Below are 24,353 nucleotides of genomic sequence, written 5' to 3'. Positions count from 1 at the left end.
GTATCAGAACCGGCTGGCCAGGTCAGGGGCACCCTGCGGAACCAGTCCGAACAGCTCGGCCAGGGCGGCGCGGTACTGCGGCTGCCCCACCGAATTCGTGTTGTGGTGCGTGCCGCCTTCGACCAGTTCAAAGCGCTTGGGGCCAGCGGCCGCCTCGTACAGACGGCGGCCGAGCGCCGGGACAATGGTCCGGTCTTCACTGCCATGGACCACCAGCAAGGGCGATCCGATGCGCGAGACGCGATCGACCGCCTCGAATCGCTGGGTGATCAGCGGCCCGACCGGCAACCATCCCCATTGGTAGGAGCTGACCACGTCCGGGATGGAGGTGAAGGTGCCTTCCACCAGGGTGCCGGATTCGTCGGTCACCCCTGCCGCCAGATCGATGGCAATCGCGCCGCCCAGTGAGTGGCCGAAGATGTATCGCGGACGACCCGGGTACTCCCGTCCGAGCCATTCCCAGGCCGCCCGGGCATCCTCATAGGCCAAGGTCTCCGACGGCAGGGTGGCTGTGCTCTTGCCAAATCCGCGGTAGTCCACCGCCAGCACGGAAAAGCCCAGATCCTGCATGCGGCGCGCGCGAAAGGCCGAGCCCACCACATTGAAGCGGGCGCCGTGCAGGTAGAGCAGCACCGGTGCCTCTGGCTTGGTGGAGAAATCGGGATGTTCGGCCCACAGTCCGTGCAGTCGGACAGCGTCACCGGTTTCGCTGGACTGGAAGTCGATCCAGACGTCTTTCATGCCGGCGGCGGCTTCCTCGCCACGCCACCAGCTGCGGTCGGACGGCTGGAAGATCCAGACGCGCTGGCGCTCGTCCAGCGTGGCGCAGCCAGCCAGAGCGGCCACCACCAAGGTCAGCAGAATGATCAGTCGCTTCATGGCAGGGGATGATGCGCGCGCGACCGGGAAAGTTCACCACCCCGGGCAAAATCCCTTCGGGAGGCCAGAGAACCCATGATTCAGGACAGTGTGTTCACCCGCATCATCCGCCGCGAGATACCGGCGGCCATCGTGTATGAGGACGATCAGGTCATCGCCTTCATGGACGCCGGTCAGGTCAACCCCGGTCATGTGCTGGTGGCCACACGCCGTCAGGTGGAAACCCTGGTGGAGCTGGAAGAAGCCGAAGTGGCCCACCTGTTTGCGGTGGCCCACCGGGTGGCCCGGGCGGTGCAGGCTGCCTTCACGCCGGAAGGCATGACGCTGCTGCAGACCAACCGCCCGGCGGGCTGGCAGACGGTGCCCCATGTGCACGTGCACGTGCTGCCCCGTCATGCCAACGACGGAGCCGATCTGGTCTGGCCCCGCCAGGATCCTTCGCTGGAGGTGCTGCGCGGGTATGCGCAGCGCATCCGGCTCTGAATCAGATCACGCCCTGCGCCAGCATGGCGTCGGCCACCTTGACGAAGCCGGCGATGTTGGCGCCATCGATGTAGCTGACGCTGCCATCGGCGCGCTGGCCATGCTTGACGCAGGCGGCGTGGATGCCCTGCATGATCTGCAGCAGGCGGGCGTCCACTTCTTCGCGCGTCCACGACAGGCGCATGGCGTTCTGGCTCATTTCCAGGCCCGAGGTGGCCACGCCACCGGCGTTGGACGCCTTGCCCGGTGCGTAGAGCACACCGGCCGCCTCGAAGGCCTTGGCGGCCTCGATGGTCGAGGGCATGTTGGCGCCTTCGGCCACGCACAGAACGCCGTTCTTGATCAGGGTGCGTGCATCGGCTTCGTCCAGCTCGTTCTGCGTGGCGCAGGGCAGGGCCACGTCCACCGGCACATGCCAGGGGCGCACACCGGCTTCGAACTTCACGCCAGTGCGGGCGGCGTAGTCGCTCACGCGGCCGTAGTGGTGGTTCTTCACGTCCATCAGGATGGCCAGCTTTTCGGGCGTGAAGCCGGCTTCATCGACGATGGTGCCGCTGGAGTCGGACACCGTGACCACCTTGGCACCGAGGGCCATGGCCTTTTCGACCGCATACTGGGCCACGTTGCCCGAACCCGAAACGGACACGCGCAGGCCTTCGAAGGATTTGCCACGGGTCTTGAGCATTTCGTCGGCAAAGTACACCGTGCCGTAGCCGGTGGCCTCGGGGCGGATCAGCGAGCCACCGAAGCTCAGGCCCTTGCCGGTGAACACGCTGGCCGCGTTGTTGGCCAGCTTCTTGTACATGCCGGCCATGTAGCCGACTTCACGGCCGCCCACGCCGATGTCGCCGGCCGGCACGTCGGTGTCCGGGCCCACGTGGCGGAACAGCTCCATGACGAAGGCCTGGCAGAAGCGCATGACCTCGGCCGGGCTCTTGCCCTTGGGGTCGAAGTCCGAGCCGCCCTTGCCGCCGCCCATGGGCAGGGTGGTCAGGGCGTTCTTGAAGGTCTGCTCGAAGGCCAGGAACTTGAGCACAGACAGCGTGACCGAGGGGTGGAAGCGGATGCCGCCCTTGTAGGGGCCGATCGCCATGCTGTGCTGGATGCGGTAGCCGCGGTTGACCTGCACCTGGCCGTGGTCGTCGACCCACGACACGCGGAACATGACCACGCGCTCGGGCTCGACCAGGCGGTCCAGCAAGCCCTGCTCGGCGTATCTGGGGTGGGCAGCGATGAAGGGCCACAGGCTTTCCATCACTTCCGTGACGGCCTGCAGGAACTCCGGCTGGCCCGGGTTGCGGGCTTCGACGTGGGCGAGGAAATCGTGAACCGATGCGTACTTCATGCTGTCATGCTCCAAAAAAGTGCATGACATTATGCAAAAACGGTATTTCGCATCACAAAAGGCACGCGAATGGTGCTTTAGGCCTGCTAATGGTGCGGTGCGATCGTGGTGTTCTGAGGGTTTGCCCTCTGGTGGTGCGGACGCGGGCCCGCTGGGCTCAGCGGCCGCGCAGGAACAGCGCGTCCAGATCTTTCATGCCCAGCTGGCGCCATGTAGGGCGGCCGTGGTTGCACTGGTCGCTGCGTTCGGTCACCTCCATCTGGCGCAGGAGGGCATTCATTTCGTCCAGTGTCAGCCGACGGTTGGCGCGCACGGCACCGTGGCAGGCCATGGTGGCCAGCAGTTCGTTGCGGGCGCGCTGCACCACGGTGCTGGCGTCGTGCTGGCTCAGTTCGGCCAGCACGCTGCGGGCGAGTTCCACCGGGTCGCCCGCGGCCAGGGTGGTGGGCACGGCGCGCACCGCGAGGGTTTTGGGCGAGAAGGGCACGATCTCCAGCCCCAGCTGGGCCAGCACCTCGGCAGCGGTCTCGGCGGTCGCCACCTCGTCGGGGTTGGCCGCAAAGGTCGCCGGGATGAGCAGCGGCTGGCTGCTGATCTGGTGCGCGTCCAGCTGCTGCTTCAGGCGTTCGTACACGATGCGCTCGTGGGCGGCATGCATGTCCACCACCACCAAGCCCTGTGCGTTCTCGGCCAGAATGTAGACCCCGTGCAGCTGGGCAATGGCGCGACCCAGCGGCCACTCGTCGTCGGGCAGTGCAGCGGGCACCTCGGTCGCGGTCTGCTTGGACAAGGACACGGGTGCGGCACGTTGGATGTCCGGCGCATCCAGCGGGGCAGTCACCCGGTCGGAGGGACGCCAGAGCGCTCCCAGATCGCTGACGCGCTGGCCTGCCTGGGGTGCCTCGGGGCGCCACGGAAGGGGTTGCTGGCGAGGCATGGGGCCCGGCAACGTGGAGGGCACCTCGACCGGCATCGAAGGGGCAGGCGCTGTCGTGGTGGGTAGCGTCTGTGCGGACCGCGGTGCCGCCAGCGCGCTTTCCACCGCATGCCGCACCGCCTGGTGCACCTCGCGGCTGTCGCGAAAGCGCACCTCGATCTTGGTGGGATGCACGTTCACGTCCACCCGTGTCGGGTCGATGCCCACGTACAGGGCGTACACCGGCTGGCGATGGCCGTGCAACACGTCTTCGTAGGCGCTGCGTGCAGCGTGGGTGATGACCTTGTCGCGCACGAAGCGGCCATTGACGTAGGCGAACTGCCAGTCCGGGCGCGAGCGCGCCGCATCGGGCACGCCGGCAAACCCCCAGACGCGCAGGCGTTGCTGCCCGCCAGTCAGGGCGGATTCGCCCGGCACGTCATCGGCGGGCCAGTTCACCGCCACGGCCTGTTCGATGAATTCCTCGCCCAGCACATCCGCCAGCCGGCGACGCAACGCGTCCAGCAGGTATTCGCCGCCAGCCAGGTCGGGCGCCACGGCACGCCACTGCGCCACCAGCTTGCCTTCGTGCCAGATGGCAAAACCCACCTCGGGCCGCGCCAGCGCATGGCGGCGCACCGCCTCGATGCAGTGGGCCAGCTCGGTGCTCTCCGACTTGAGGAACTTGCGCCGCGCGGGCGTGGCAAAAAACAGTTCCCGCACCTCGACCGTGGTGCCGCGGGATCGGGCCGTGGGCTGCAGTTCACCGCTGCGGCCGTCCAGCAGCCAGCCGTGCGACGCACCCTCGTCGGTTCGCGTGAGCACCGACACCTCGGCGATGGAACAGATGGCGGCCAGCGCTTCTCCACGGAAACCCATGGTGTCCACGGCTTCCAGGTCGTTCAGACTGGCGATCTTGCTGGTGGCGTGGCGCTTGAGCGCGGTGGGCAGCTCCTCGCGCAGGATGCCGATGCCGTCGTCCTCGACGCTGATCAGCCGGATGCCCCCGGCCTGCAGGCGCACCGTGATCTGACGGGCACCGGCGTCCAGCGCGTTGTCCACCAGTTCGCGCACCACGGATGCCGGGCGTTCCACCACTTCGCCGGCAGCGATCTGGCTGATCAGCTCGTCGGGCAATTCCTGGATGGGGCGACGAGCAGGGCGGTGAGGCGGGTGGAGAGGGGCGTTCACGCGAGGCATTGTAGGACGCGGAGATAATCCCCACCCATGGAACTCGCCGCCTTTCTGATCGATTTCATCCTGCATGTGGACCAGCACCTGCAGGCCTTCGTCCAGGCCTATGGCGCCTGGGTCTACGCGCTGCTGTTCCTCATCATCTTCGTTGAGACCGGGCTGGTGGTCATGCCCTTCCTGCCGGGCGATTCGCTGCTGTTCGTGGTGGGGGCGCTGTGCGGCGCCGGCCTGATGGACTGGACGCTGGCGGCAGGGCTGATGCTGGCGGCGGCGATCCTGGGGGACCAGGTGAACTACAGCATCGGCCGCTACTTCGGCCCCAAGGTGTTCCAGTGGGAGAACTCGCGCTTCTTCAACAGGAACGCTTTCAACCAGGCGCACAACTTCTACGAGCGCTACGGCGGCATCACGATCATCATCGCCCGCTTCATGCCCTTCATCCGGACTTTTGCGCCCTTTGTGGCCGGGGTGGCCGAGATGACCCGCAGCAAGTTCACCGCTTACAACGTCATCGGGGCGGTCATCTGGGTGATCGGTCTGACGGCGGCGGGTTACTGGTTCGGCAACCTGCCCTGGGTCAAGGCCAACCTGTCCAAGATCATCTGGGCCCTGATCATCGTGCCGGGTCTGATTGCCATCTTCGGGGCCTGGCGCGCTGCCCGCGCCGAGAAGGCGCGCATGGCGGCCTGATCCTGATGCCTCAGGCCTGGCGGTTGCGGGCCAGCGGCGGGTTGGCGCTGAAGTAGCGCACGATGCCCCGCAGCAGGGCGTCGGCCAGCTGGTCCTGATAGGCCTGGCTGCGCAGGCGCGCCTCTTCGTCCGGGTTGCTGATGAAGGCCGTTTCCACCAGCACGCTGGGAATGTCGGGCGCCTTGAGCACCGCAAAGCCGGCCTGTTCCACCCGGGGTTTGTGCAGCTTGCCCACCCGGCCCACCTCGCCCAGCATGGCGCTGCCCAGCTTGAGGCTGTCGTTGATCTGGGCGGTGGTGCTCATGTCCAGCAGGGCGCGCTGCACCGTGGCGTCCTTGGTGCGGACATTCAGCCCGCCCACCAGATCCGCCGCGTTTTCCTTGTCGGCGATCCAGCGCGCGGCGGCGCTGCTGGCACCCTTGGTACTCAGGGCGTAGATGCTCGCGCCCTGGGGTCGGGGGGTGTAGAAGGCATCCGCGTGCACGCTGATGAACAGGTCGGCACGAACGCGTTGTGCCTTCTGCACCCGTTTCTGCAACGGCACGAAGAAGTCGGCATCCCGCGTCAGGTAGGCGCGCATGGGGTTGCCCGCCACCCGCGTCGCGTTGATGCGGTCCCGCAGCTTGTGGGCAATCTGCAGCACCACATCTTTTTCCTGCGTGCCGCCGGGGCCGATGGCACCCGGGTCTTCACCGCCATGACCGGGGTCGATGGCAACGATGATCAGCCGTTCGGTGGACGTCGTCTTGGGGGGCGTGGGCGCGGGCGCCTTGGCGGTCGCGGCCGGCGGCGTGACGGGCCTGGTGGGCGGTTCGGCGGGCTCCTTCTCGCGCTGGGCAATCAGCGCACCGATCGGATCGTCGGCCGGCAGGCTGCTGTGCTGGGGCGCAGGCTCCAGTCCGAGCAGGCGCGCTGCACGGGCACTGGATTCGTCCAGTTCCTTCAGGCGCTCGCGGATCAGCTGGTCCAGCGGATCGGGTGCCTGGCGCGGGTACAGATCCAGCACCAGCCGGTGCTGGTAGGCAGCCACCGGCTGCAGGTGGAAGACCTGCGGTTCGATGGCCTGTTTGAGGTCGATGGTCAGCGTGATGCTGCCCTGGCCACCCTGGACCACGCGGATGCCCGCGATGTTGGGGTCGTCCGACTTGAGTTGCCCCACCAGCTCATGCAGGCTGGCGTACAGCTCGGTGCCTGCGATTTCCACCGTCAGCTGCGTGGGTGAGCGCATGGCGGTGCGCCGGACTTCCAGGTAAGCGTCCGATTCGATGGTGACGCGGGTGTAGTCCTCGGCCGGCCACAGCCGCACGGCCACCACGCGCGCGCCCCAGGCCAGTTGGGCTGGCCCCATCAGCAGCACCAGCACGCCGGCACCCAGCAGGCCGCGGCGTCGGATCACGGGATCGGTGTGGCTCACGAGCGGACGGCCTCCAGCAGGCGCTGTCCGGTCAGGCTGCGGGCCACCATGCGCACGTCGCGCACCGATTCATCGGACAAGGGGTTCACGTCAGGGTCGATGTGGATGTCGGCATCAATGCCGGGCAACAGTCCGGCGGCTTTCTCAGGCCATTCCACCAGCTTGAGTCCCGCGCTGGCCAGGAGTTCACGGAATCCCGCGTCTTCCCACTCGCGCGGATCGTTGAAACGGTAGAAATCGAAGTGCCAGATCGACAGTGGCTCGCCGGCCGGCATCACCGGGCAGTCGATGGCGCTGTGCGGTTCCACCACCGCGTAGGTGGGGCTCTTGATGCGCCCGCGCACCCCCAGCGCGCGCAGCAGGTGGCGCACGAAGGTGGTCTTGCCGGCGCCCAGGTTGCCGTGCAACGCCAGGGTGGCGTGCGCGATGGCCGGGCAGGCCGCCAGGCGGGCGGCAAAGGCCTGGGTGTCGTCCTCGGACGACCATCGGGCCGACCAGGCATCGGCACCGTCGGGGTCGGGCGTTCCTACAATGTGTGTCACATGCAATCCGGATTCGATGGGGCCCGGCTGGTCCGCCAACTGCAGGACTGGGGCCGAGAGCTCGCATTCTCCCAAATCGGCGTGGCCGGTGTCGACCTTGGCAGCGCCGAGGCGGGCCTGCGCGCCTGGCTGGACGCCGGTTTCCATGGCTCCATGGCCTACATGGCCTCACACGGTCTCAAGCGCGCCCGGCCGGCCGAACTGGTGCCGGGCACCGTCAGCGTCATCACCGCGCGCATGAACTACCTGCCCCAAGGCACCCCGCCGGACTGGACCGCGCAGGAACTCTCACGCCTGCAGCGGCCCGGCGAAGCCATCGTCTCGGTTTATGCCCGTGGGCGGGATTACCACAAGGTGCTGCGCAACCGCCTGCAGAAACTGGCCGACCGGCTGGCCGCCGAAGTGGGTCCGCTCGGTCACCGGGTGTTCACCGACTCTGCGCCGGTGCTGGAGGCCGAACTGGCCCGCCGCAGCGGCCAGGGCTGGCGCGGCAAGCACACCCTCATCCTCAGTCGCGAGGGCGGTTCCATGTTCTTCCTGGGCGAGATCTACGTCGATCTGGCGCTGCCGCCCACCGAACCGGTCACCGACCACTGCGGTGCCTGCAGCGCCTGCATCGACGCCTGCCCGACCCGCGCCATCGTGGCGCCGCACCGACTGGATGCGCGCCGTTGCATCTCGTATCTCACCATCGAACACGATGGCCCGATCCCGCTGGAACTGCGGCCGCTGATCGGCAACCGCATCTACGGCTGCGACGACTGCCAGCTCGTCTGCCCCTGGAACAAGTTTGCCCGCCGCAGCCCGCTGCCCGACTTCGACCCGCGCGACGGCCTGACCGGCGCCACGCTGGTCGAGCTGTTGGGCTGGAGCGAAGAGGAATTTCTGCGCCGCACCGAAGGCAGCCCGATCCGCCGCATTGGGCATGTGCGGTGGCTGCGCAACATCGCGGTGGCGATGGGCAATGCGCTGCGGCAGCGGGAGGATTCCGGCATCCGGGTGGCACTGCAACAGCGGCGCGAACACCCGGACACCAACGTGCGCGAACACGTGGCCTGGGCCCTGGCCCAGGTGCCCGGTCAGGGTGGCCCTCAGGCCACCGCGTAGCGCTGCCGCAGCTCGCGCTTGAGCAGCTTGCCGCTGGGGTTCTTGGGCAGCGCCTCGGTGAAGACCACCCGCTTCGGTGCCTTGAAGTGCGCCATGTGCGCCTGGCAGTGGCCGATCACCTCGGCCTCGGTCAAGGTCTGGCCAGCCTTGACCACGATGACGGCAGTGACTGCCTCGATCCACTTCGGGTCGGGCAGGCCGATGACGGCCACCTCGCTGACGGCGGGCAGGCGGTAGATCATTTCCTCTACCTCGCGGCTGGCCACGTTTTCGCCGCCGGTCTTGATCATGTCCTTCTTGCGGTCGACCACGCTGATGTAGCCTTCCTCGTCGATGGTGGCCAGGTCGCCGCTGTGGAACCAGCCACCGGCGAAGGCGGCAGCGGTCCGCTCGGGGTCGTTGAAGTAGCCCAGCATCAGGTGGGGTGATCGGTGCACGATCTCGCCCACCTCGCCGGGTGCCACGTCCTGCATGTCGTCGTTGACCACGCGCGTTTCGACGTTGAGCACTGCCTTGCCGCACGAACCCGGTTTGCGCAGCTGGTCTTCGGGGGCCAGCATGGTGGCCAGCGGCGCAATCTCGGTCTGCCCGTACAGGTTCCACAGCCGCACCCGGGGCAGGCGCGCGGCCAGCTCCTTGAGCACCTCCACCGGCATGATCGAGGCGCCGTAATAGCCCTTGGCCAGGTGAGCCAGCTTGCCTGCGTCGAACAGGGGCGAGCGCAGCAGCGCGATCCAGACCGTGGGCGGCGCGAAAAAGCTGGTGATCTGGTGCTGCTCCAGCAGCGCCAGCAGGTGGTCCGGCGTCGGCTTGCCGGTGATCACGTTGCTGCTGCCGATGTAGATGGCCGGCCCGAAGAACACATCCAGCTGGGCGCAGTGGTACAGCGGGAGGGCGTGCAGGGTGCGGTCCTGCTCGGCGATCTCGGCATTGATCACGCAGCTGACGTACTGCCACAGCACCGCATCGTGCGTGAGCATGGCGCCCTTGGGCATGGATTCGGTGCCGCTGGTGTAGACGATCTGGGCCAGATCACCGCTCTGCACATGCACCGTGGGCAGCGGGTCGCCACAGGTCGCCAGGTCGTCGAAGCGGTGCATACCCTCGACGGGCTCGGTGGGGTCTTCGGACGGCAGCCAGATGAACTGCTGCACCTGGGTGTCCAGCGCCGCCGCGTCGCGGGCCAGTGCGGCCAGGCCGCTGTCGGTGGCCATGGTGCGGGCGCCGGCATGGCGCAGGATGTAGGCCACCTCGTCGGCCTTGAGCATGAAATTGATCGGCACCAGGACCGCGCCTCGGCGGGCCAGCGCAAAGCGCAGGGCCGCAAAGCCGTGGGAGTTGCGCGCCAGCACGGCGACCTTGTCGCCTGCGCCCACGCCGATGCGGTTCAGGCCCGCGGCCAGGCGTGAGACCAAGGCATCAAACTCGGCGTAGGTCCATTCGGTGGTGCCGCAGACGATCGCGGTCTTGGCCGGCAGCCGGCAGGCCGTGCGGTGCAGGGCATCGGCAATGGTCTGGCGGCGCACGGCGGGGTCGAGGGCGGCGGTCATGCGAAAACTCCTGTTACAGCAAAGGGCGGAACTGGCGAATGGTGTTGCGCATCCTTACGCAAGCCGCGCACTTTTGCATGGGCGTTTTCACCACCCCGCACCGGTTGCCTGTCGCCTTCGTGTCGCGCCGCTATGATCCCGCCATGAACCCGGTCGCCCTCCTGCACAACACGCTGGCCCGCTGGGGCCGCCGGACACTGTCCACCGTGCAGGCCTGGTGGCAGGTAATGCTCATGGGGGCCGAGGTGGTGGTCTTGGCCCTGCACCCCTCGAGCTACGCCGGCGCTGACCAGCGGCAGGCCATTCTGGGCAGCCTGTACCGCGCCACCGCGCCGCTGCTGACCTGGTTTCTGGTGCTGTCGGCGCTGATCAGTCTGGTGCTCATCCGCATCGTTGTGGCCACCGCCATGAGCTACGGCCTGTCGCAGTACGCGCTGGAGGTGCTGGTGCGCACCCTGGTGCTGGAGCTGATTCCTTTGTATGCGGCGCTCTTCGTGGCGGTGCGCTTCAGCATGCCCGCGGCCCAGCAGATGCGCCGGCAGCTGGCGCTGTGGGCCCGCGAAGGGCAGGTGCCTGCCCATCAGGATCTGCTCAGGCGCGAATTACTGCCCCGCGCGCTGGGCAGTGCGTTCTCGGTGCTGCTGCTGGCTGCGCTCAGTTGCGTAATTGCCCTGGTCCTGACTTATCTCAATGTGTACGGGCTGTCGCCCTGGGGGCTGCCGGCCTACACGCGCGCTGTCGGCGGGGTGTTCTCTCCCGCCGTCACCCTGATCTTTGGCCTCAAGACCCTGTTTTTTGCCCTGGCGGTGGCGTTTGTCCCCATGGCATCCGGCGCCCAGCGTGATTCGGTCGGCGGATATTCGCGCCGCAGCGACATCACCGAGTTTGCCCGCCTGCTGTCGGTGATCCTGCTGCTGGAAGTGATCTCGCTGCTGGGCAACTACTACTGATCGATCCCTGATGACTCCTGAACCTTCCACCCATCGCGCCAACGACTCGCCCGAGCCGGTACGCCACCTCGAATTCAAGGCCGCCATGCTGCTGATGCTGATGGTGGCGCTGGTGGTCGGTTCAGCGCTCTATGTGATGCACGCGCGCGGCATGTTCGAGCGCACGCAGCGTCTGGTGCTGATTGCCGACGACTCCGAGGGCGTGGTGGTCGGCATGGACATGACCTTCGCAGGTTTCTCCATCGGACGGGTCTCGCGCATCGAACTGGCCGACGACGGCAATGTCCGCATCCTGGTGGATGTGCCGGTCAAGGATGCGAAGTGGCTGCGCACGACCAGCGTGTTCACGATGGAGAAGGCGCTGGTGGGGGGCACGAAGATCCGTGCCTACAGTGGCGTGCTCACCGATCCGCCGCTGCCTGCCGGTGCCGAGCGTCAGGTGTTGCGGGGCGATGCGGCGGCCGAGATTCCCAAGCTGGTGGCGTCCGTGCGCGACCTGCTGGCGAACCTGACGGCGCTGACCCAGTCGGATGCCGCGCTGGCCCGCACGCTGACCAATGTTCAGGATGTCACTGGCAAGCTCAAGGGGCCGCAAGGAGGCTTGGGTGTTCTGATGGGCAACGAGGCCGATGCGGCCCGGGTGGTCGCGACCATCGAGCGCGCGAACACCGTGCTGGCCCGGGCCGATACCCTGGCAGCGCGCCTGGACAGCCTGGTGGCCAATGCCGACCGGCAGGTGTTCGGTCAGGGCGCGCCCGAAGGGCAGGGCGCCCTGGTGCCGGACCTGAGGGCGGCGGTCCAGCAGATCAACGGGCTGCTGGGTGAGGCCAGGGGCACTTTGCAAAAGGTGGATGCCGTGCTGGTGGAAGCCCAGGGCGTGGCCGCCAACACCCGGGCGGCCACGGTCGACCTGGGTGTGCTGCGCGCCGACGTGGAGGCCAGCCTGCGCAAGGTCGATGCCCTGATCAACGACATCAACCGCCGCTGGCCCTTCTCCCGTCCTTCGGAGATCGAACTCAAGTGAAAGCCTTCTCATCCCCACGGGCGCTGCGAGTTTGTCTCGGGCTGGCCCTCACCACGGTACTGGCCGCTTGTGCCGGGCCGCGCGCACCGGACTGGCAGATGAATGCCCGCAGCTCGGCGGACCGGGCCGCTCTGGCCTGGCTGGAGGGCAACGTGCGCATCGAGGACGCCGAGTACCGCCGCGCCCTGGGTGAGCTGTCACGCACGGGCCAGCCGGCGCTGGTGCTCAGGCTGGCCCTGCTGCGGTGCGCTGCGCGCGTGGCCACCCTGGAGGACATGCCTTGCCCCACGGCCGAGGAGGCCCAACGGGACGGTGGCCCGCAGGAGCAGGCCTACGCGCGCTACCTCCGGGGTCAGGCCTTGGCCACCGACGGTGCCCTGCTGCCCGTGGCGCACCGCGACATGGTCGGACCGGCATCGGGAGGTTCTGCACTGGCGCGCATCGAGGATCCGCAAAGTCGCCTGATTGCCGCCGGTGTGCTGTTCCGGCAGGGCAGGGCCGATCCCCAGGTCATCGCTCAGGCCATCGACACGGCTTCGGCGCAAGGCTGGCGGCGCCCCTTGCTGGCCTGGTTGCGGGTGGATCAGGAGCGTGCGCGCGTCGCCGGCGCAGCGGATGAGGTGGCGCGGCTGCAACGCCGCATCGATATCGTGGGCCAGGACGCCGGCCGCTGATCCCCTCGGCCCCAGGCAGCTGCCGGTGTCAGGCCAGAAGCCGCTGCCGCAGCGCCTCCCGCTGCATGCGGTGCAGGCCGACCGGGCCTTCAAGGTAAGCGTCCAAGCCGCCGAAGTGGTGGTCGATGGTCTCGAAGGCGCTGTTCAGGAACGCTTCCTGCACCTGCCACAGGATGGCCATCACGTGTTCCGGCCCTTGTCCCTCCCAGGCCGCGTCACGGCGGTAACGCTGGTTGGTCAGCAGGTAATCTTCCATCACCGTGTCCCGGTCCACGTCCAGCGCGCCCAGCAGCAGGGCCGCCGCCATGCCGGTGCGGTCCTTGCCTGCGGTGCAGTGGAACACCTGCGGCGTGGGTTGCTCGATCAGATGGCGCAACAGGGTGCCGAAGGTGGGGCCGTGGTGGCGCACGAAATCCTGATAGGTCTCGCACATCAGGGCCACGGTCTCGGACTCGGTCGGGATCGTGCCCCGGCGCAGCAGCGCCTCGACCCGCCGGACCACCGTCGGTTCGATCGGCAAGGGCACATGACGCACCCCGTCGATGGCATACGGACGTGCCGCATGTTCCTGGACACCCCGAAGGTCCATGCTGTGCGTCACGCCCATCTGGCGCAGAGCCGCCTGGTCGTCGGCAGAGAGGTTGGCCAGATGGTCCGAGCGGAACACCATGCCGTGGCGCAAGCGCTGACCATGGCGGTTGCGCAGGCCGCCCAGATCCCGGAAGTTGGAGGCACCCTGCAGCCGTGTGTCAGGCATGGCCTCTGGCGTCATGCGGTCAACAGCCCGGCCATCGCCTGGACATCCTCATCGAACATCTGGCCTTTCTCGGCCAGAAGCACCTTGCCGTCCCGGCCGATCACCAGCGTGATCGGCAGTCCCTTGGGCTTGGGGAACCGGGTACGCCAGGCCGGGCTGGCCCAGGCGGCGGGAAAGCTGTAGCCCCTGGCACGCAGATAGGTCTCGGCGTCTTCGGTTTTGCGGTCGATCGACAACGCCAGCATCTGCCAGTGACCACCTTTCTGCGACTGCCATAGCTTCTCCATGCTGGGGCTCTGCAGCGCGCAGAAGGGACAGGTGCTGGACCACCAGTAGATCAGCAAGGGCTTGCCTTGCGCTGCGGCCGGATCGAACCGGCCTGCGTTGCGCAGCAGATCGATGGCCGGAACGGTCATCAGCGAACCGATGGCGGGCAGGGCGGGGGCTTTGGCCTCCTCGGCGGCGGCCGAGACAGGTTGGGAACGCGCCGGCGCGAAGGAACCGGCAAGACAGCCGGCACCCAGCCACCCCAAGGCCGTTCGACGGCTTGGCAAGGAATCAGAACCGGTGTCGGGTGAGTTCATGACGGTGTGGTGGAGACGAGGAGGATCGAACTCCCGACCTTCGCATTGCGAACGCGACGCTCTCCCAGCTGAGCTACGTCCCCACAATTCAGAAATCGTACCAAATTCCGGCCGGCTCAGCGTGTCGTGGCTGCGGTTTTGGGTCGCTCCATGACCAGTTCGACCCGCCGGTTTCGCACCTGGTCCACCGGGTTGAGCTTGGCGCCCAAGGGGCGCATGTCGGCGTAGCCGGTGGCCTGCAGGCGCTGGGGCGCCACGCCCTGTTCGCTCAGGTGGCGGGCCACGGAGGCCGCGCGGGCGGTCGACAGTTCCCAGTTGGAGGGGAAGCGCTCGGTGCGGATCGGCACGCTGTCGGTGTGTCCTTCCACGATCAGGCGGTAGTCGGGTTGCTCGTTGATCACGGGCACCAGCTGGTCCAGCATGGCCTTACCAGCCGCTGACAGCGTGGCATCACCCGAGGCGAACATCAGTTCGCTGTCCATGCGGAAGCGGACGGCATCTTCCTGGGGAATCACCTCCACATCCTGGCTCAACTTGGCCATGCCGGCCGAGATCGGGTGACGCGGGGGCTCGGTGTTCGGGATAGGCAGTGGCAAGGGCGGCACGATGGTGCCCGACTGCGGGGGAGGCTCGGTGGCCGAGGCCACCTGCGGTCCGGATTCGCTCGCCTTCAGGTCCGCGCTGGACGGGTGGGTCGGGGTCTTCTCCGGTACGGTCTCGGCGGACATCTGTGGACTGCCCCCCGGCGGCCCTGCAAACGCCAGCATCACCACGACCATGACCAGGATCAGGGTGATGACGTCCAGATAGGTCAGCAGCCAGCCTTCCTCCTCGGCTTCCTGCCGGGTCTCCACATGCCAGCGGCTGTAGCGGTTGCTGATGGCGCGCGCCGGTGGCGGGGGCACATAGCCGGCGGCCAGTTCGGCAAAGGCAGGGTCGTCCTGTTCGTCGCTGGTGGTCACCTGCGTGTTCATGCGCGGCCCTTGGCGGTGCGGCCGTTGCCGTCGTAGATCTCGTTCTCATGCCTTGCCACGAAGGCGCGCAGGGTTTCGCGCATGAGCGAGGGGCTGCGGCCGGCGCACATCAGCGAGATGCCTTCGAGCACCATGTTCATGACGATCAGGCGCTCTTCGGTGCGGCGCTCCAGCTTGACGGCGATCGGCTTGAAGATGAGGTTGGCGGCCAGCACGCCGTAAAAGGTCGTGATCAGGGCAATGGCCAGTTGTGAACCGATGGCCTTCATGTCGCCCGCGCCCACCAGATCCATCAGGTTGATCAGGCCCAGCAGGGTGCCCAGCATGCCGAAGGCTGGGGCGTAGCTGGCCATGGTACGAAAGATCTGCGCTTCGGCCATCTCGCGGCTGCGCATGTGGGCAATGCGCCATTGCAGCAGGTCGATGATCTCGTTCTCGGGCGTCCGGTCGATGACCAGTTGCACCCCGGTGCGCAGGAAGGGGTTGCCCACGTTGGCCAGCGCGCGCTCGACCGCCTGCAGGTCGCCCCGCATCCACAGCTTGGCCATGCCCACCAGTTCCTCGATGTCATGGCGTGTGTCGAGCTGGTCCTCGTGGAACACCGAGCGCACCAGCGTCGCCAGACGCCGGAGCTCGCGCATCGGGTAGCTCAGGAAGGTGGCCGCCAGCGTACCGCCGAAGACAATGGCCACGCTGGGCAGGTCGATGAACTGGGTGGGCTTGTCGGTGCCGAACACCAGAATGACTGCCATGAGCAGCACGCTGGCACCCACGCCAACCAGGGTAGAGGGGTTCAATCAGGGACCTCCGGACGCAATGCAACTGATGGGCATTGTCGGCAATCAGGCCCGGAACTGAAACCCGGATGAGCGGGGTCAAGCCCCGCCTGTTCGGGTGAAGGCCCTCAGCTCATGCCGTTTCGGCTGGCCAGCTCCACGAACAGGGCCGAATGGTCCAGGTCGCCCAGCCCGTGCCCGGAGGCCTGGGCGTACAGGGTTTCAAACAGCCCGGTGATGGGCGCCTCGAAGCCGATTTCGCGGGCCGTGGTCAGCGCATTGCGCATGTCCTTGAGCTGGACGTCAATGGCGCCCCGCTTCGTGAAGTCACGCTCGACCATCCGCTGCCCGTGCACCTGCAGGATGCGGCTGTCGGCAAAACCGCCGGTGATGGCCTGACGCACCTTGGCCATGTCGGCGCCGCCCTTCTCGCAGAGCAGCAGGGCTTCCGCCACCGCGCCGATGGTGATGCCGACAATCATCTGGTTGGCCAGTTTGGCCAGCTGACCGGCACCATGCGGGCCGACGTGGGTGGCCCGGCCAAAAATCTCGAAGACCGGTTGCGCACGGGCGAGATCGGCCGGCTTGCCGCCCACCATGATGGCCAGGGTGCCTTGCTCGGCCCCCACGGTGCCGCCCGACACCGGCGCATCCAGGTGCTGAATACCCATGGCGCCCAGCCGGGCAGCGTGCTCGCGGGCCTGGCTCGGCAGGATGGACGACATGTCGATCACCAGGGTGCCCGGTCGCATGGCGGCGGCGGCGCCTTGTTCGAACAGCACATCGCCGACCGCATGGCCGTCCTGCAGCAGGCAGACCACGATGTCGGCGTGGGCCACCGCCTCGCCAGGCTTGTCGGCCACCCGGGCACCGAATGGCTGAAGGCGTTCGGCCTTGCTGCGGGAGCGGTTCCAGACCGAGACGGTCAGGCCGGCCTCGCACAGGCGCCGACCCATGGGCAGGCCCATCATGCCAATGCCCAGAACGGCCACATGGATGGGGTCAGCGGAAGGTGAGTTGGAAGCGATGGACATGAAAGAAAGCTGAGGGGAGTATCCGGGTGGATTCTAGGGCGACGCGCCCAAGAAAAAAGGTGGGCCCTGGCGATGACCAGGACCCACCGAAAGTGGTTCAGCGAACCACGGAGTTGATCTTGCGCCGGGCAGCGACGGATGAAGCGCCGGAGGCGCCCGACGGAGACGCCGCCAGCAGGGCCACCATGTAGGCGCTGGCTTTGCCGCAATGCTGGCGCATGAGGCGCTCGGCCCGGTCGGCCTGACCGGCCGCAATGGCCTCTGCAATGGCCTGGTGCTCGTCCCAGACCGATTCCCGCAGGCTGGCTTCCCTCAGCGCCAGACCCATGGCTCGGCGGATGTGGTGCCAGTGCAGCGAGGCGCTTTGCTCGATCAGCGGGTTGCCGGCCGCACGGTAGATGGCGCCATGAAAGGCAAGATCGGCGTCGATCATGGCCTTGACGTCGCCGCGGGCCACCGCGCCCCGGCCCGCAATGAACAGGGCCGGGTCCAGAGGCGCTTTCTGTTGGGCGGCCAGGCGCGCAGCCAGGGTGTCCAGTGCGCTGCGCACCTCGTACACCTGCGAAATGTGGCGCGGCTCAAGCAGCGACACCTGCAGCCCGCGGCCCGGTGCGTCCTGAACGAAGCCGTCCTTCTTGAGCAGTCGCAGGGCCTGCAGGACCGGCTGACGCGATACCGCCAGCTGCTCGGCCAGCTCCTCCTGGATGATCCGGCGACCCGGCGCCAGGGAGCCTTCGCTGATGGCGTCGAGCAAGGCACGGTAGACCTGATCGACCAGATCGGGCGTGCTTTCAAGACGGAGGAGTTGGATGCTCATGTCAGTATGCGGTACTCTGTATACAGAATACACGAAAACCGCACGACTGTCATCCTGCATGACACAATGTGACCATGAAACATGCCCGTACGCCTGATCCCGCCTGGCTGGACAGCCAGTACGACAACCGTGCGCTGGTGCCCGACCACGCAATCCATTTCTCCCGCTGGCAGGCATGGTCGGCGGACGCCCGACGGGCCCCGGGGGTGTTGACCGATGTGGCCTACGGCCACGGGCCGGGCGAGACCTTGGACCTGTTCCTGCCCCCCCGCCGCGCCGGTGCGGGACTCGCGCCCGTGATGGTGTTCATCCATGGCGGTTATTGGCGCAGTCTGGACAAGGCGGACCATTCTTTCGTGGCCAAGCCGTTCGTCGAACAAGGGGCTGTCGTGGTGGTGCCCAACTACGCGCTGTGCCCGTCCGTGACCATTCCCGACATCGCGGTGCAGATGGTGCGCGCACTGGCCTGGACCTGGCACCACATTGCCACGCACGGGGGCGATCCTGACCGGATCACGGTGGCGGGACATTCGGCTGGCGGGCATCTGGCGGCCATGCTGCTGGGGGCACTTTGGCCGCAGTGGGATGCCGATCTGCCGGCGTCGGTGGTACGCAACGCGCTGTCCATCTCTGGCCTGTTTGACCTGGAGCCGCTGCGCCACACACCGTTCCTGCAGGAGTCCTTGCGGCTGACACCGGCCCAGGTACGGAAGGCCAGCCCGTCAGGCTGGCCGGCCCCGTCGGCCCCCGCTGGGCGCGGCACCCTCGCGTGCGTGGCCGGTGGTGACGAGAGCGCGGAGTTCCTGCGGCAGAACACCCTGTTGCAGAAAGCCTGGGGGTCGTCGGTGGTACCGGTGTGCGAAACGCTGCCGGGTCTGAACCATTTCAGCGTGCTCGAAGCGCTGGTCGACCCGTCACACCGGCTTCACCGGATGGCCCTGGACCTGCTCCAGGCGTGAGCGCAAATACAGGCAGGGCAGTCGCGCATGGCGCCGGGTGAACTGGCCTGGTCGCTGCCGGTCGTGGCGCTGGGCTATCTGGTGCTGGGTATCACCGGCTTTGGCTCGGCGCTGGTCATGGTTCCCCTGCTGGCCTGGCGCTGGCCCTTGTCCGAGGTCGTCCCTCTGGTGCTGCTGACCGATGTGGTGGCCTCGGCCCTGATGGGTCGCCTGAACTGGCGCGAGGTCCGCTGGGATGTGCTCAGGCAGTTGCTGCCCGGCATGGTGCTGGGGGCGCTGGCGGGGTTGCTGCTGCAACGGGCCAGTCCGGGGGCATGGCCCCTGCTGGCCCTGGGGGTCTACGTGGTCTGGGTGGGTCGCCGGGCCTGGTTGGGCGTGACCGGTGGTGGCGCTGCGCCGTTCTGGATGGGGCACGTCCATGGCCTCGGGGTGGGTCTGGTGCAGGTGATGTTCGGCACCGCGGGGCCGCTGGTGCTGGCCTGGATGGCCCGTCGCCAGATCCCGGCGCCCGCTATGCGGGCCAGCACACCGGCTCTCATGACGGTGGTGGCGATCGGGGTGCTGGTGCTGATGGCGGTGGATGGCCGGCTGGGCAGCCCGCTGCTGTGGCAGCGCTTGCTTTGGCTGCTGCCCATGGGCGTGCTGGCGGTGCTGGCTGGCCATGCGGTCGCGGCGCGCCTGCCGGTGGCATTTCTGCGCCGGGCCATTGCGGGCCTGCTCATGCTCAGCGGCCTGATGCTGCTGGTCAATGCAGGCCGGCAAATCCTGTGACCGGGCTCACATGAACAGGTGCTCGCCGGCGTTCTCGCCGCCCAGGATCACGTAGTTCACCTTCTTCAGGTCGGCCAGCTGCGTACCACCGGCGTAGCTGATCGAGCTCTGCACGTCTTCCTGCATTTCGCGCAGCGTGTCGGCCAGCTTGCCCTTGATGGGCTCGAGGATGCGTTTGCCTTCCACGTGCTTGTACTCACCCTTGTTGAAGTCGCTGGCCGAACCGTAGTACTCCTTGTAGAGCTTGCCGTCGACCTCGACCGTCTGGCCGGGTGATTCCTCGTGGCCGGCGAACAGCGAGCCGATCATCACCATGGTGGCGCCGAAGCGCACGCTCTTGGCAATGTCGCCATGGTGGCGGATGCCGCCGTCCGCGATGATGGGTTTGGTGGCCACGCGCGCGCACCACTTGAGCGCCGAGAGCTGCCAGCCGCCTGTGCCAAACCCGGTCTTGAGCTTGGTGATGCAGACCTTGCCCGGGCCGACGCCCACCTTGGTCGCGTCCGCGCCCCAGTTCTCCAGGTCGATCACGGCCTCGGGTGTGGCCACGTTGCCGGCGATCACGAAGGCTTTCGGCAGCTTTTTCTTGATGTGCTCGATCATCAGGCGCACGCTCTCGGCATGGCCGTGGGCGATGTCGATGGTGATGTAGTCCGCGCCCACGCCGTCGGCGGCCAGGCGATCGATCACGTCGTAGTCCGGCGCTTTCACGCCCGAGCTGATCGAGACGAACAGGCCCTTCTCGCGCATGCGCTTCGCGTAGGCCACGTTGTCGAGGTCGAAGCGGTGCATCACGTAGAAGTAGCCGTTGGCGGCCAGCCATTCGCTGATGGACTCGTCCAGCACCGTCTTCATGTTGGCGGGCACCACCGGCAGCTTGAAGCGCCGGCCGCCGAACTCGATGGAGGGGTCGCACTCGCTGCGGCTTTCCACGCGGCATTTGCGCGGCAGCAGCAGGATGTTGTCGTAGTCGAAGATTTCCATGTGGGCCTTTCAGTCACCCCGCGGTGGGGTGGGTTGGTGAAAAGGCGCTTGGAACTGGCCGGTGCCTGCTTTCCGGAGCCGGAAAAAAGAAACCGGGCGCAATTGCTTGGGCCCGGTGATTGATTCTAGGCGGAACGGCCATTGATTGCCAACCCGTTCTGGTTCATATCTCGTTCATATGGAAAGTCTTATGGTCTCGGGAGGTGCCGCAGGTCTTTCTACAATCCCCCGATGCTGTTTGAAGATCCCTCTCCGCTGCTCACTGGTCTCAACCCCGAGCAGGCCGCCGCGGTTACCCTGCCGCCCGAGCATGCCCTGATCCTGGCCGGTGCCGGCTCGGGCAAGACGCGGGTGCTGACGACCCGCATCGCCTGGCTGCTGCAAAGCGGGCAGGTCTCGCCCGGTGGCGTCATGGCCGTGACGTTCACCAACAAGGCGGCTAAGGAGATGATGACCCGCCTGTCGGCCATGTTGCCGGTCAATGTGCGCGGCATGTGGATCGGCACCTTCCACGGCCTGTGCAACCGCTTCCTGCGCGCCCATTACCAGGTGGCCGGCCTGCCGCAGACCTTCCAGATCCTGGACACACAGGACCAGCTGTCGGCCATCAAGCGCCTGTGCAAACAGCACAACGTGGACGACGAACGCTTTCCGCCCAAGCAGCTGCAGTGGTTCATCAGCGGCTGCAAGGAGGACGGACATCGTCCGCGCGACGTGGTGGTGCGCGATGACGAGACGCGGCGAAAAGTCGAGATCTACCAGTTGTATGAAGAGCAGTGCCAGCGCGAAGGCGTGGTGGACTTCGGCGAGCTGATGCTGCGCAGTTACGAAGTGCTGCGCGACAACGACCCGATCCGTGTGCACTACCAGCGCCGCTTCAGACACATCCTGATCGACGAGTTCCAGGACACCAACCGCCTTCAATACGCCTGGATCAAGATGTTCTCCTCGCCACCGATCGAGGGGCTACCTCCCTCGGGCAACGCGGTGTTCGCGGTCGGTGACGATGACCAGAGCATCTACGCCTTCCGTGGTGCGCGTGTGGGCAACATGGCCGATTTTGTGCGCGAGTTCCAGGTGCGGCACCAGATCAAGCTGGAGCAGAACTACCGCAGCTGCAGCAACATTCTCAACAGCGCCAACGAGCTGATCAGCCACAACAGCCGGCGCTTGGGCAAGAACCTGCGCACCGATGCGGGTGAGGGCGAGCTGGTGCGCGTGTACGAGGCCGCCAGCGACTTCGCCGAGGCGCAGTGGATGGTCGACGAGATGAAGCAACTCGAGCGCGATGGCCTGCCGCGCAGCGAGATCGCCGTGCTGTACCGAAGCAACGCGCAAAGCCGGGTGATCGAGACGGCGCTGTTCAACGCCGGCATGCCTTACCGCGTGTACGGCGGCCTGCGCTTTTTCGAGCGGGCCGAAATCAAGCACGCGCTGGCTTACCTGCGCCTGCTGGAGAATCCGCACGACGACACCAGCTTCCTGCGCGTGGTCAACTTCCCGCCGCGTGGCATCGGTGCGCGCAGCATCGAGCAGTTGCAGGACGTCGCCAGGGTCAGCGGCTGCTCGCTGCACGATGCGGTCAGTGGCGTGACCGGCCGCGCGGGGGTGGCCATCGGCAACTTCGTGGCGCTGCTGGACGTGATGCGCGAGCGCACCGAGGCGATGACGCTGCGCGAGATCATCGAACTGGTGCTGGACAAGAGCGGCCTGATCGAACACTTCCGTGCCGAGCGCGAGGGCGAAGACCGGGTGGAAAACCTGGAGGAACTCGTCAACGCGGCCGAGAGCTTCGTGATGCAGGAGGGCTTTGGGCGTGATGCCGTTGCACTGCCGGTGGACGAGCAGGGCGCACCCTTGACGCAGAGCCCGGTCAGCCAGGGGCTGGACCCGGATGCCCCGGTGCTCAACGAATCGCTGGCACCCGATGCAGAAACCGGCGAAACCCTCAGCCCGCTGGTTGCCTTCCTGACCCATGCCGCGCTGGAGTCCGGCGACAACCAGGCCCAGGCGGGTCAGGACGCCGTGCAACTGATGACCGTGCATGCAGCCAAGGGGCTGGAGTTCGATGCCGTGTTCATCACCGGCCTGGAGGAGGGCCTGTTCCCCCACGAGAACTCGATGAGTGACCGTGACGGGATGGAGGAAGAGAGGCGCCTGATGTACGTGGCGATCACGCGTGCCCGAAAGCGGCTGTACATCACACATGCACAGACCCGCATGCTGCACGGGCAGACCCGCTACAACCTGCGCAGCCGCTTCTTTGACGAACTGCCCGAGGCCTGCCTCAAATGGCTTACCCCCAAGGCTGGGGCGCCGATGACTTCATCCTGGTCCGGCCAGCGCGCAGGATCCCATGGAGGTGGCGCGCAACCCGCCTGGTCGCCCGGCTGGCTTTCAGGGGCTCAGGCGCCGGCGCCAGCCCCCGAACCCGATCGAGGCACCGACATCCGCAGCGGCATGAAGGTGTTCCATACCAAGTTCGGCGAGGGCAAGGTGCTGGCGGTGGAGGGGGCTGGCGCCGACGCCCGGGCCCAGGTCAACTTTCCGCGCCATGGCGTCAAGTGGCTGGCGCTGTCGGTGGCCAAACTCACCCCGGTGACCGACTGATCCGCCGAATGCAAAAAAGCCGCCAACGGCGAACCGCGGCGGCATGAAGAAGTTGCGCGAACCCTGTCGGAGTCTTTGACGCAACCTTGGAGAAAGATGCCGACGCCGCTGGAAGCGTCGGCGTGTTCGAGACAGGCTGTGCCTGATCAGAAGTCGTGGCGCAGGCCCAGCGCGAAGATGCGCTTATCCCCGGTCTTGGTGCCCGAACCGTTCTTGAAGTCGACGTTGCTCAGGCCAGCGTAGGCGCGGGTGCGCTTGGACATCTTGTAGGTGGCGCCCAGGCCCAGACCGCTGGACTTGACGCTGGTGGAGCCACCGATTTCGGTCTTGCTGGAGGCATAGCCCAGCGAGAAGTCGAACGCACCGACCGGCACGTTCACGCCCACAGTGAACTCGGTGTCGTCGCCCTTGGCATCGCTGCCCTTGCGGCTGTTGTAGCCGCCGGACAGGGCGGCGGCGCCGAAGTCGTAGCTGGCCGACAGGGCCAGGTAGTCGTTGTCGCTGCCCTTTTCGTTCTGCAGACCCAGGGCCACGTTCAGGGCACCCGTCTTGTAGCCCAGCTTCAGGGCGGTCATGCCGTCGTCCTTGTCGGCGGCGGATTCGAAGGCGTAGCCGATGGCGCCGTAGAAGCCACCCATGGCCGGCAGGTCATAGCGGATCTGGCTGCCGAAGCGGCTGCTGTAGTCGCCGCCGGAGCCATACACACCGGCGCTGGCCGGGGTGAAGCTGTTGGAGTCAAACACGCTGTTGGCGTTGGCCAGGGCACGCACGTCGTCATAGACGGTGGTGAAGCGGCCCATGGTGACGGCGCCGAAGCCACCGGAGAGACCCAGGCTGGTTTCGCCCTTGAAAGCAGGCGACTGGATGTCGCCGGTGCTCAGGTTCAGGCGCTGCTCGAACTTGAAGTTCGCCTTCAGGCCGCCACCGAGGTCTTCGGTGCCACGCAGGCCCCAGCGCGAGGTGGTCAGGTTGTTGTCGATCATCTTGCTGGTGCTCTTGCCAGCTTCCTTGACGCTGCCGATACCGACATCGGCGCGGCCGTACAGGGTGACGTTCGACTGGGCCAGGGCGCCGCCGGCAGCGGCCAGGGCGGCGATGGCGATGATGCTCTTTTTCATGAAATCAAGACTCCGTAGGTAATGTCTGAGTAGTTCCTGAAAGGGTTGATTCGTCTTCAGGTGTTGCTATTGCATGGCGGAGTCAAGCACCAAGTGCAACACCGATTTATTGAGTTGAGGAATTGGGTTGATTGAGCTTGTCCAACATGGCCTGGTAGACGACGATCGGCGGGTAGAAGCCGTGGACGGCACGCGGGCGGT

23 protein-coding genes and 1 tRNA gene are annotated in these 24,353 nt (G+C 66.8%); 9 read left to right on the top strand and 15 right to left on the bottom strand.

Annotation, left to right across the window (positions count from 1 at the left end; translation table 11 throughout):
* Positions 1-3: 3 nt before the first annotated feature.
* Complete coding sequence (locus ACFQNJ_RS05475; protein WP_382254687.1) at positions 4-879, bottom strand: alpha/beta hydrolase; 876 nt, start codon at positions 877-879, stop codon at positions 4-6.
* 75 nt (positions 880-954) lie between these two features.
* Here ACFQNJ_RS05475 and ACFQNJ_RS05470 point away from each other — a divergent pair, with 75 nt between their 5' ends.
* Positions 955-1,362: an HIT family protein gene (locus ACFQNJ_RS05470; protein WP_374642036.1), complete on the top strand. Its 408-nt coding sequence runs from the start codon at positions 955-957 to the stop codon at positions 1,360-1,362.
* A 1-nt stretch (position 1,363) separates the two neighbouring features.
* Here the strand turns inward: ACFQNJ_RS05470 and gdhA are convergent, their stop codons facing one another.
* Positions 1,364-2,707: an NADP-specific glutamate dehydrogenase gene (gene gdhA, locus ACFQNJ_RS05465; RefSeq protein WP_382254684.1), complete on the bottom strand. Its 1,344-nt coding sequence runs from the start codon at positions 2,705-2,707 to the stop codon at positions 1,364-1,366.
* A 157-nt stretch (positions 2,708-2,864) separates the two neighbouring features.
* Entirely contained in the window at positions 2,865-4,823 is a 1,959-nt protein-coding gene (gene mutL / locus ACFQNJ_RS05460) for a DNA mismatch repair endonuclease MutL (RefSeq protein ID WP_382254681.1), read from the bottom strand.
* A 27-nt stretch (positions 4,824-4,850) separates the two neighbouring features.
* On the opposite strand from mutL, the gene ACFQNJ_RS05455 reads away from it, so the two are divergent.
* Complete coding sequence (locus ACFQNJ_RS05455; RefSeq protein ID WP_382254678.1) at positions 4,851-5,507, top strand: DedA family protein; 657 nt, start codon at positions 4,851-4,853, stop codon at positions 5,505-5,507.
* A 10-nt stretch (positions 5,508-5,517) separates the two neighbouring features.
* Here ACFQNJ_RS05455 and ACFQNJ_RS05450 read toward each other — a convergent pair whose 3' ends face one another.
* Positions 5,518-6,855 (bottom strand): N-acetylmuramoyl-L-alanine amidase, encoded by a 1,338-nt coding sequence (locus ACFQNJ_RS05450; protein ID WP_382255374.1) that lies wholly within the window; start codon positions 6,853-6,855, stop codon positions 5,518-5,520.
* 62 nt (positions 6,856-6,917) lie between these two features.
* A complete protein-coding gene (gene tsaE, locus ACFQNJ_RS05445) occupies positions 6,918-7,481 on the bottom strand; it encodes a tRNA (adenosine(37)-N6)-threonylcarbamoyltransferase complex ATPase subunit type 1 TsaE (protein ID WP_382255371.1) in 564 nt (187 codons plus the stop codon).
* Between tsaE and queG the strand changes: the two genes are divergently transcribed.
* A complete protein-coding gene (gene queG, locus ACFQNJ_RS05440; protein WP_382254675.1) occupies positions 7,464-8,570 on the top strand; it encodes a tRNA epoxyqueuosine(34) reductase QueG in 1,107 nt (368 codons plus the stop codon). The genes tsaE and queG overlap by 18 nt on opposite strands.
* Here queG and ACFQNJ_RS05435 read toward each other — a convergent pair.
* A complete protein-coding gene (locus ACFQNJ_RS05435) occupies positions 8,555-10,120 on the bottom strand; it encodes an acyl-CoA synthetase (RefSeq protein WP_382254672.1) in 1,566 nt (521 codons plus the stop codon). The two genes, queG and ACFQNJ_RS05435, sit on opposite strands and share 16 nt — an antisense overlap.
* A 143-nt stretch (positions 10,121-10,263) precedes the next feature.
* On the opposite strand from ACFQNJ_RS05435, the gene ACFQNJ_RS05430 reads away from it, so the two are divergent.
* The 3 genes from ACFQNJ_RS05430 (at position 10,264) to ACFQNJ_RS05420 (ending at position 12,768) form a co-directional block, all read left to right on the top strand.
* Entirely contained in the window at positions 10,264-11,070 is an 807-nt protein-coding gene (locus ACFQNJ_RS05430) for an MlaE family ABC transporter permease (RefSeq protein ID WP_382254669.1), read from the top strand.
* A gap of 10 nt (positions 11,071-11,080) precedes the next feature.
* Complete coding sequence (locus ACFQNJ_RS05425; RefSeq protein WP_382254667.1) at positions 11,081-12,094, top strand: MlaD family protein; 1,014 nt, start codon at positions 11,081-11,083, stop codon at positions 12,092-12,094.
* A gap of 98 nt (positions 12,095-12,192) precedes the next feature.
* Entirely contained in the window at positions 12,193-12,768 is a 576-nt protein-coding gene (locus ACFQNJ_RS05420) for a hypothetical protein (RefSeq protein WP_382254664.1), read from the top strand.
* 28 nt (positions 12,769-12,796) lie between these two features.
* On the opposite strand, the gene ACFQNJ_RS05415 is transcribed toward ACFQNJ_RS05420, so the two are convergent.
* From ACFQNJ_RS05415 to ACFQNJ_RS05385, 7 genes are all read right to left on the bottom strand, one after another.
* A complete protein-coding gene (locus tag ACFQNJ_RS05415) occupies positions 12,797-13,525 on the bottom strand; it encodes a tyrosine-protein phosphatase (RefSeq protein ID WP_382254661.1) in 729 nt (242 codons plus the stop codon).
* Between the two features lie 11 nt (positions 13,526-13,536).
* Positions 13,537-14,109 (bottom strand): TlpA family protein disulfide reductase, encoded by a 573-nt coding sequence (locus ACFQNJ_RS05410; RefSeq protein ID WP_382254658.1) that lies wholly within the window; start codon positions 14,107-14,109, stop codon positions 13,537-13,539.
* 7 nt (positions 14,110-14,116) lie between these two features.
* Positions 14,117-14,192, bottom strand: a tRNA-Ala gene (locus ACFQNJ_RS05405).
* A 33-nt stretch (positions 14,193-14,225) separates the two neighbouring features.
* Positions 14,226-15,083, bottom strand: a complete 858-nt coding sequence (locus ACFQNJ_RS05400) for an OmpA/MotB family protein (RefSeq protein WP_382254655.1) — start codon at positions 15,081-15,083, stop codon at positions 14,226-14,228.
* Positions 15,080-15,880: a motility protein A gene (locus ACFQNJ_RS05395; protein ID WP_382254652.1), complete on the bottom strand. Its 801-nt coding sequence runs from the start codon at positions 15,878-15,880 to the stop codon at positions 15,080-15,082. Before ACFQNJ_RS05395 ends, ACFQNJ_RS05400 begins: the two co-directional genes overlap by 4 nt.
* Before the next feature lie 107 nt (positions 15,881-15,987).
* Complete coding sequence (locus ACFQNJ_RS05390) at positions 15,988-16,893, bottom strand: NAD(P)-dependent oxidoreductase (protein ID WP_382254649.1); 906 nt, start codon at positions 16,891-16,893, stop codon at positions 15,988-15,990.
* A gap of 97 nt (positions 16,894-16,990) precedes the next feature.
* Entirely contained in the window at positions 16,991-17,710 is a 720-nt protein-coding gene (locus ACFQNJ_RS05385) for a GntR family transcriptional regulator (protein WP_382254647.1), read from the bottom strand.
* A gap of 74 nt (positions 17,711-17,784) precedes the next feature.
* On the opposite strand from ACFQNJ_RS05385, the gene ACFQNJ_RS05380 reads away from it, so the two are divergent.
* Entirely contained in the window at positions 17,785-18,669 is an 885-nt protein-coding gene (locus ACFQNJ_RS05380; RefSeq protein ID WP_382254644.1) for an alpha/beta hydrolase, read from the top strand.
* Positions 18,670-18,696: 27 nt separating this feature from the next.
* The gene (locus ACFQNJ_RS05375; RefSeq protein WP_382254641.1) at positions 18,697-19,440 is read left to right on the top strand and encodes a TSUP family transporter; all 744 of its coding nucleotides are present in this window, start codon (positions 18,697-18,699) and stop codon (positions 19,438-19,440) included.
* A 6-nt stretch (positions 19,441-19,446) separates the two neighbouring features.
* Here the strand turns inward: ACFQNJ_RS05375 and ACFQNJ_RS05370 are convergent, their stop codons facing one another.
* The gene (locus tag ACFQNJ_RS05370) at positions 19,447-20,424 is read right to left on the bottom strand and encodes a GMP reductase (RefSeq protein WP_382254638.1); all 978 of its coding nucleotides are present in this window, start codon (positions 20,422-20,424) and stop codon (positions 19,447-19,449) included.
* Positions 20,425-20,655: 231 nt separating this feature from the next.
* On the opposite strand from ACFQNJ_RS05370, the gene ACFQNJ_RS05365 reads away from it, so the two are divergent.
* Positions 20,656-23,034: a UvrD-helicase domain-containing protein gene (locus tag ACFQNJ_RS05365; protein WP_382254635.1), complete on the top strand. Its 2,379-nt coding sequence runs from the start codon at positions 20,656-20,658 to the stop codon at positions 23,032-23,034.
* Between the two features lie 146 nt (positions 23,035-23,180).
* Here the strand turns inward: ACFQNJ_RS05365 and ACFQNJ_RS05360 are convergent, their stop codons facing one another.
* Complete coding sequence (locus ACFQNJ_RS05360; protein WP_382254633.1) at positions 23,181-24,152, bottom strand: porin; 972 nt, start codon at positions 24,150-24,152, stop codon at positions 23,181-23,183.
* Between the last annotated feature and the right edge of the window lie 201 nt (positions 24,153-24,353).

This window comes from Hydrogenophaga bisanensis, from assembly GCF_042665135.1.
Taxonomy (GTDB): Bacteria; Pseudomonadota; Gammaproteobacteria; order Burkholderiales; family Burkholderiaceae_C; genus Hydrogenophaga; species Hydrogenophaga bisanensis.
Note: the sequence above shows the minus strand (reverse complement) of the source record. Positions and strands in the feature narration are given on the sequence as shown.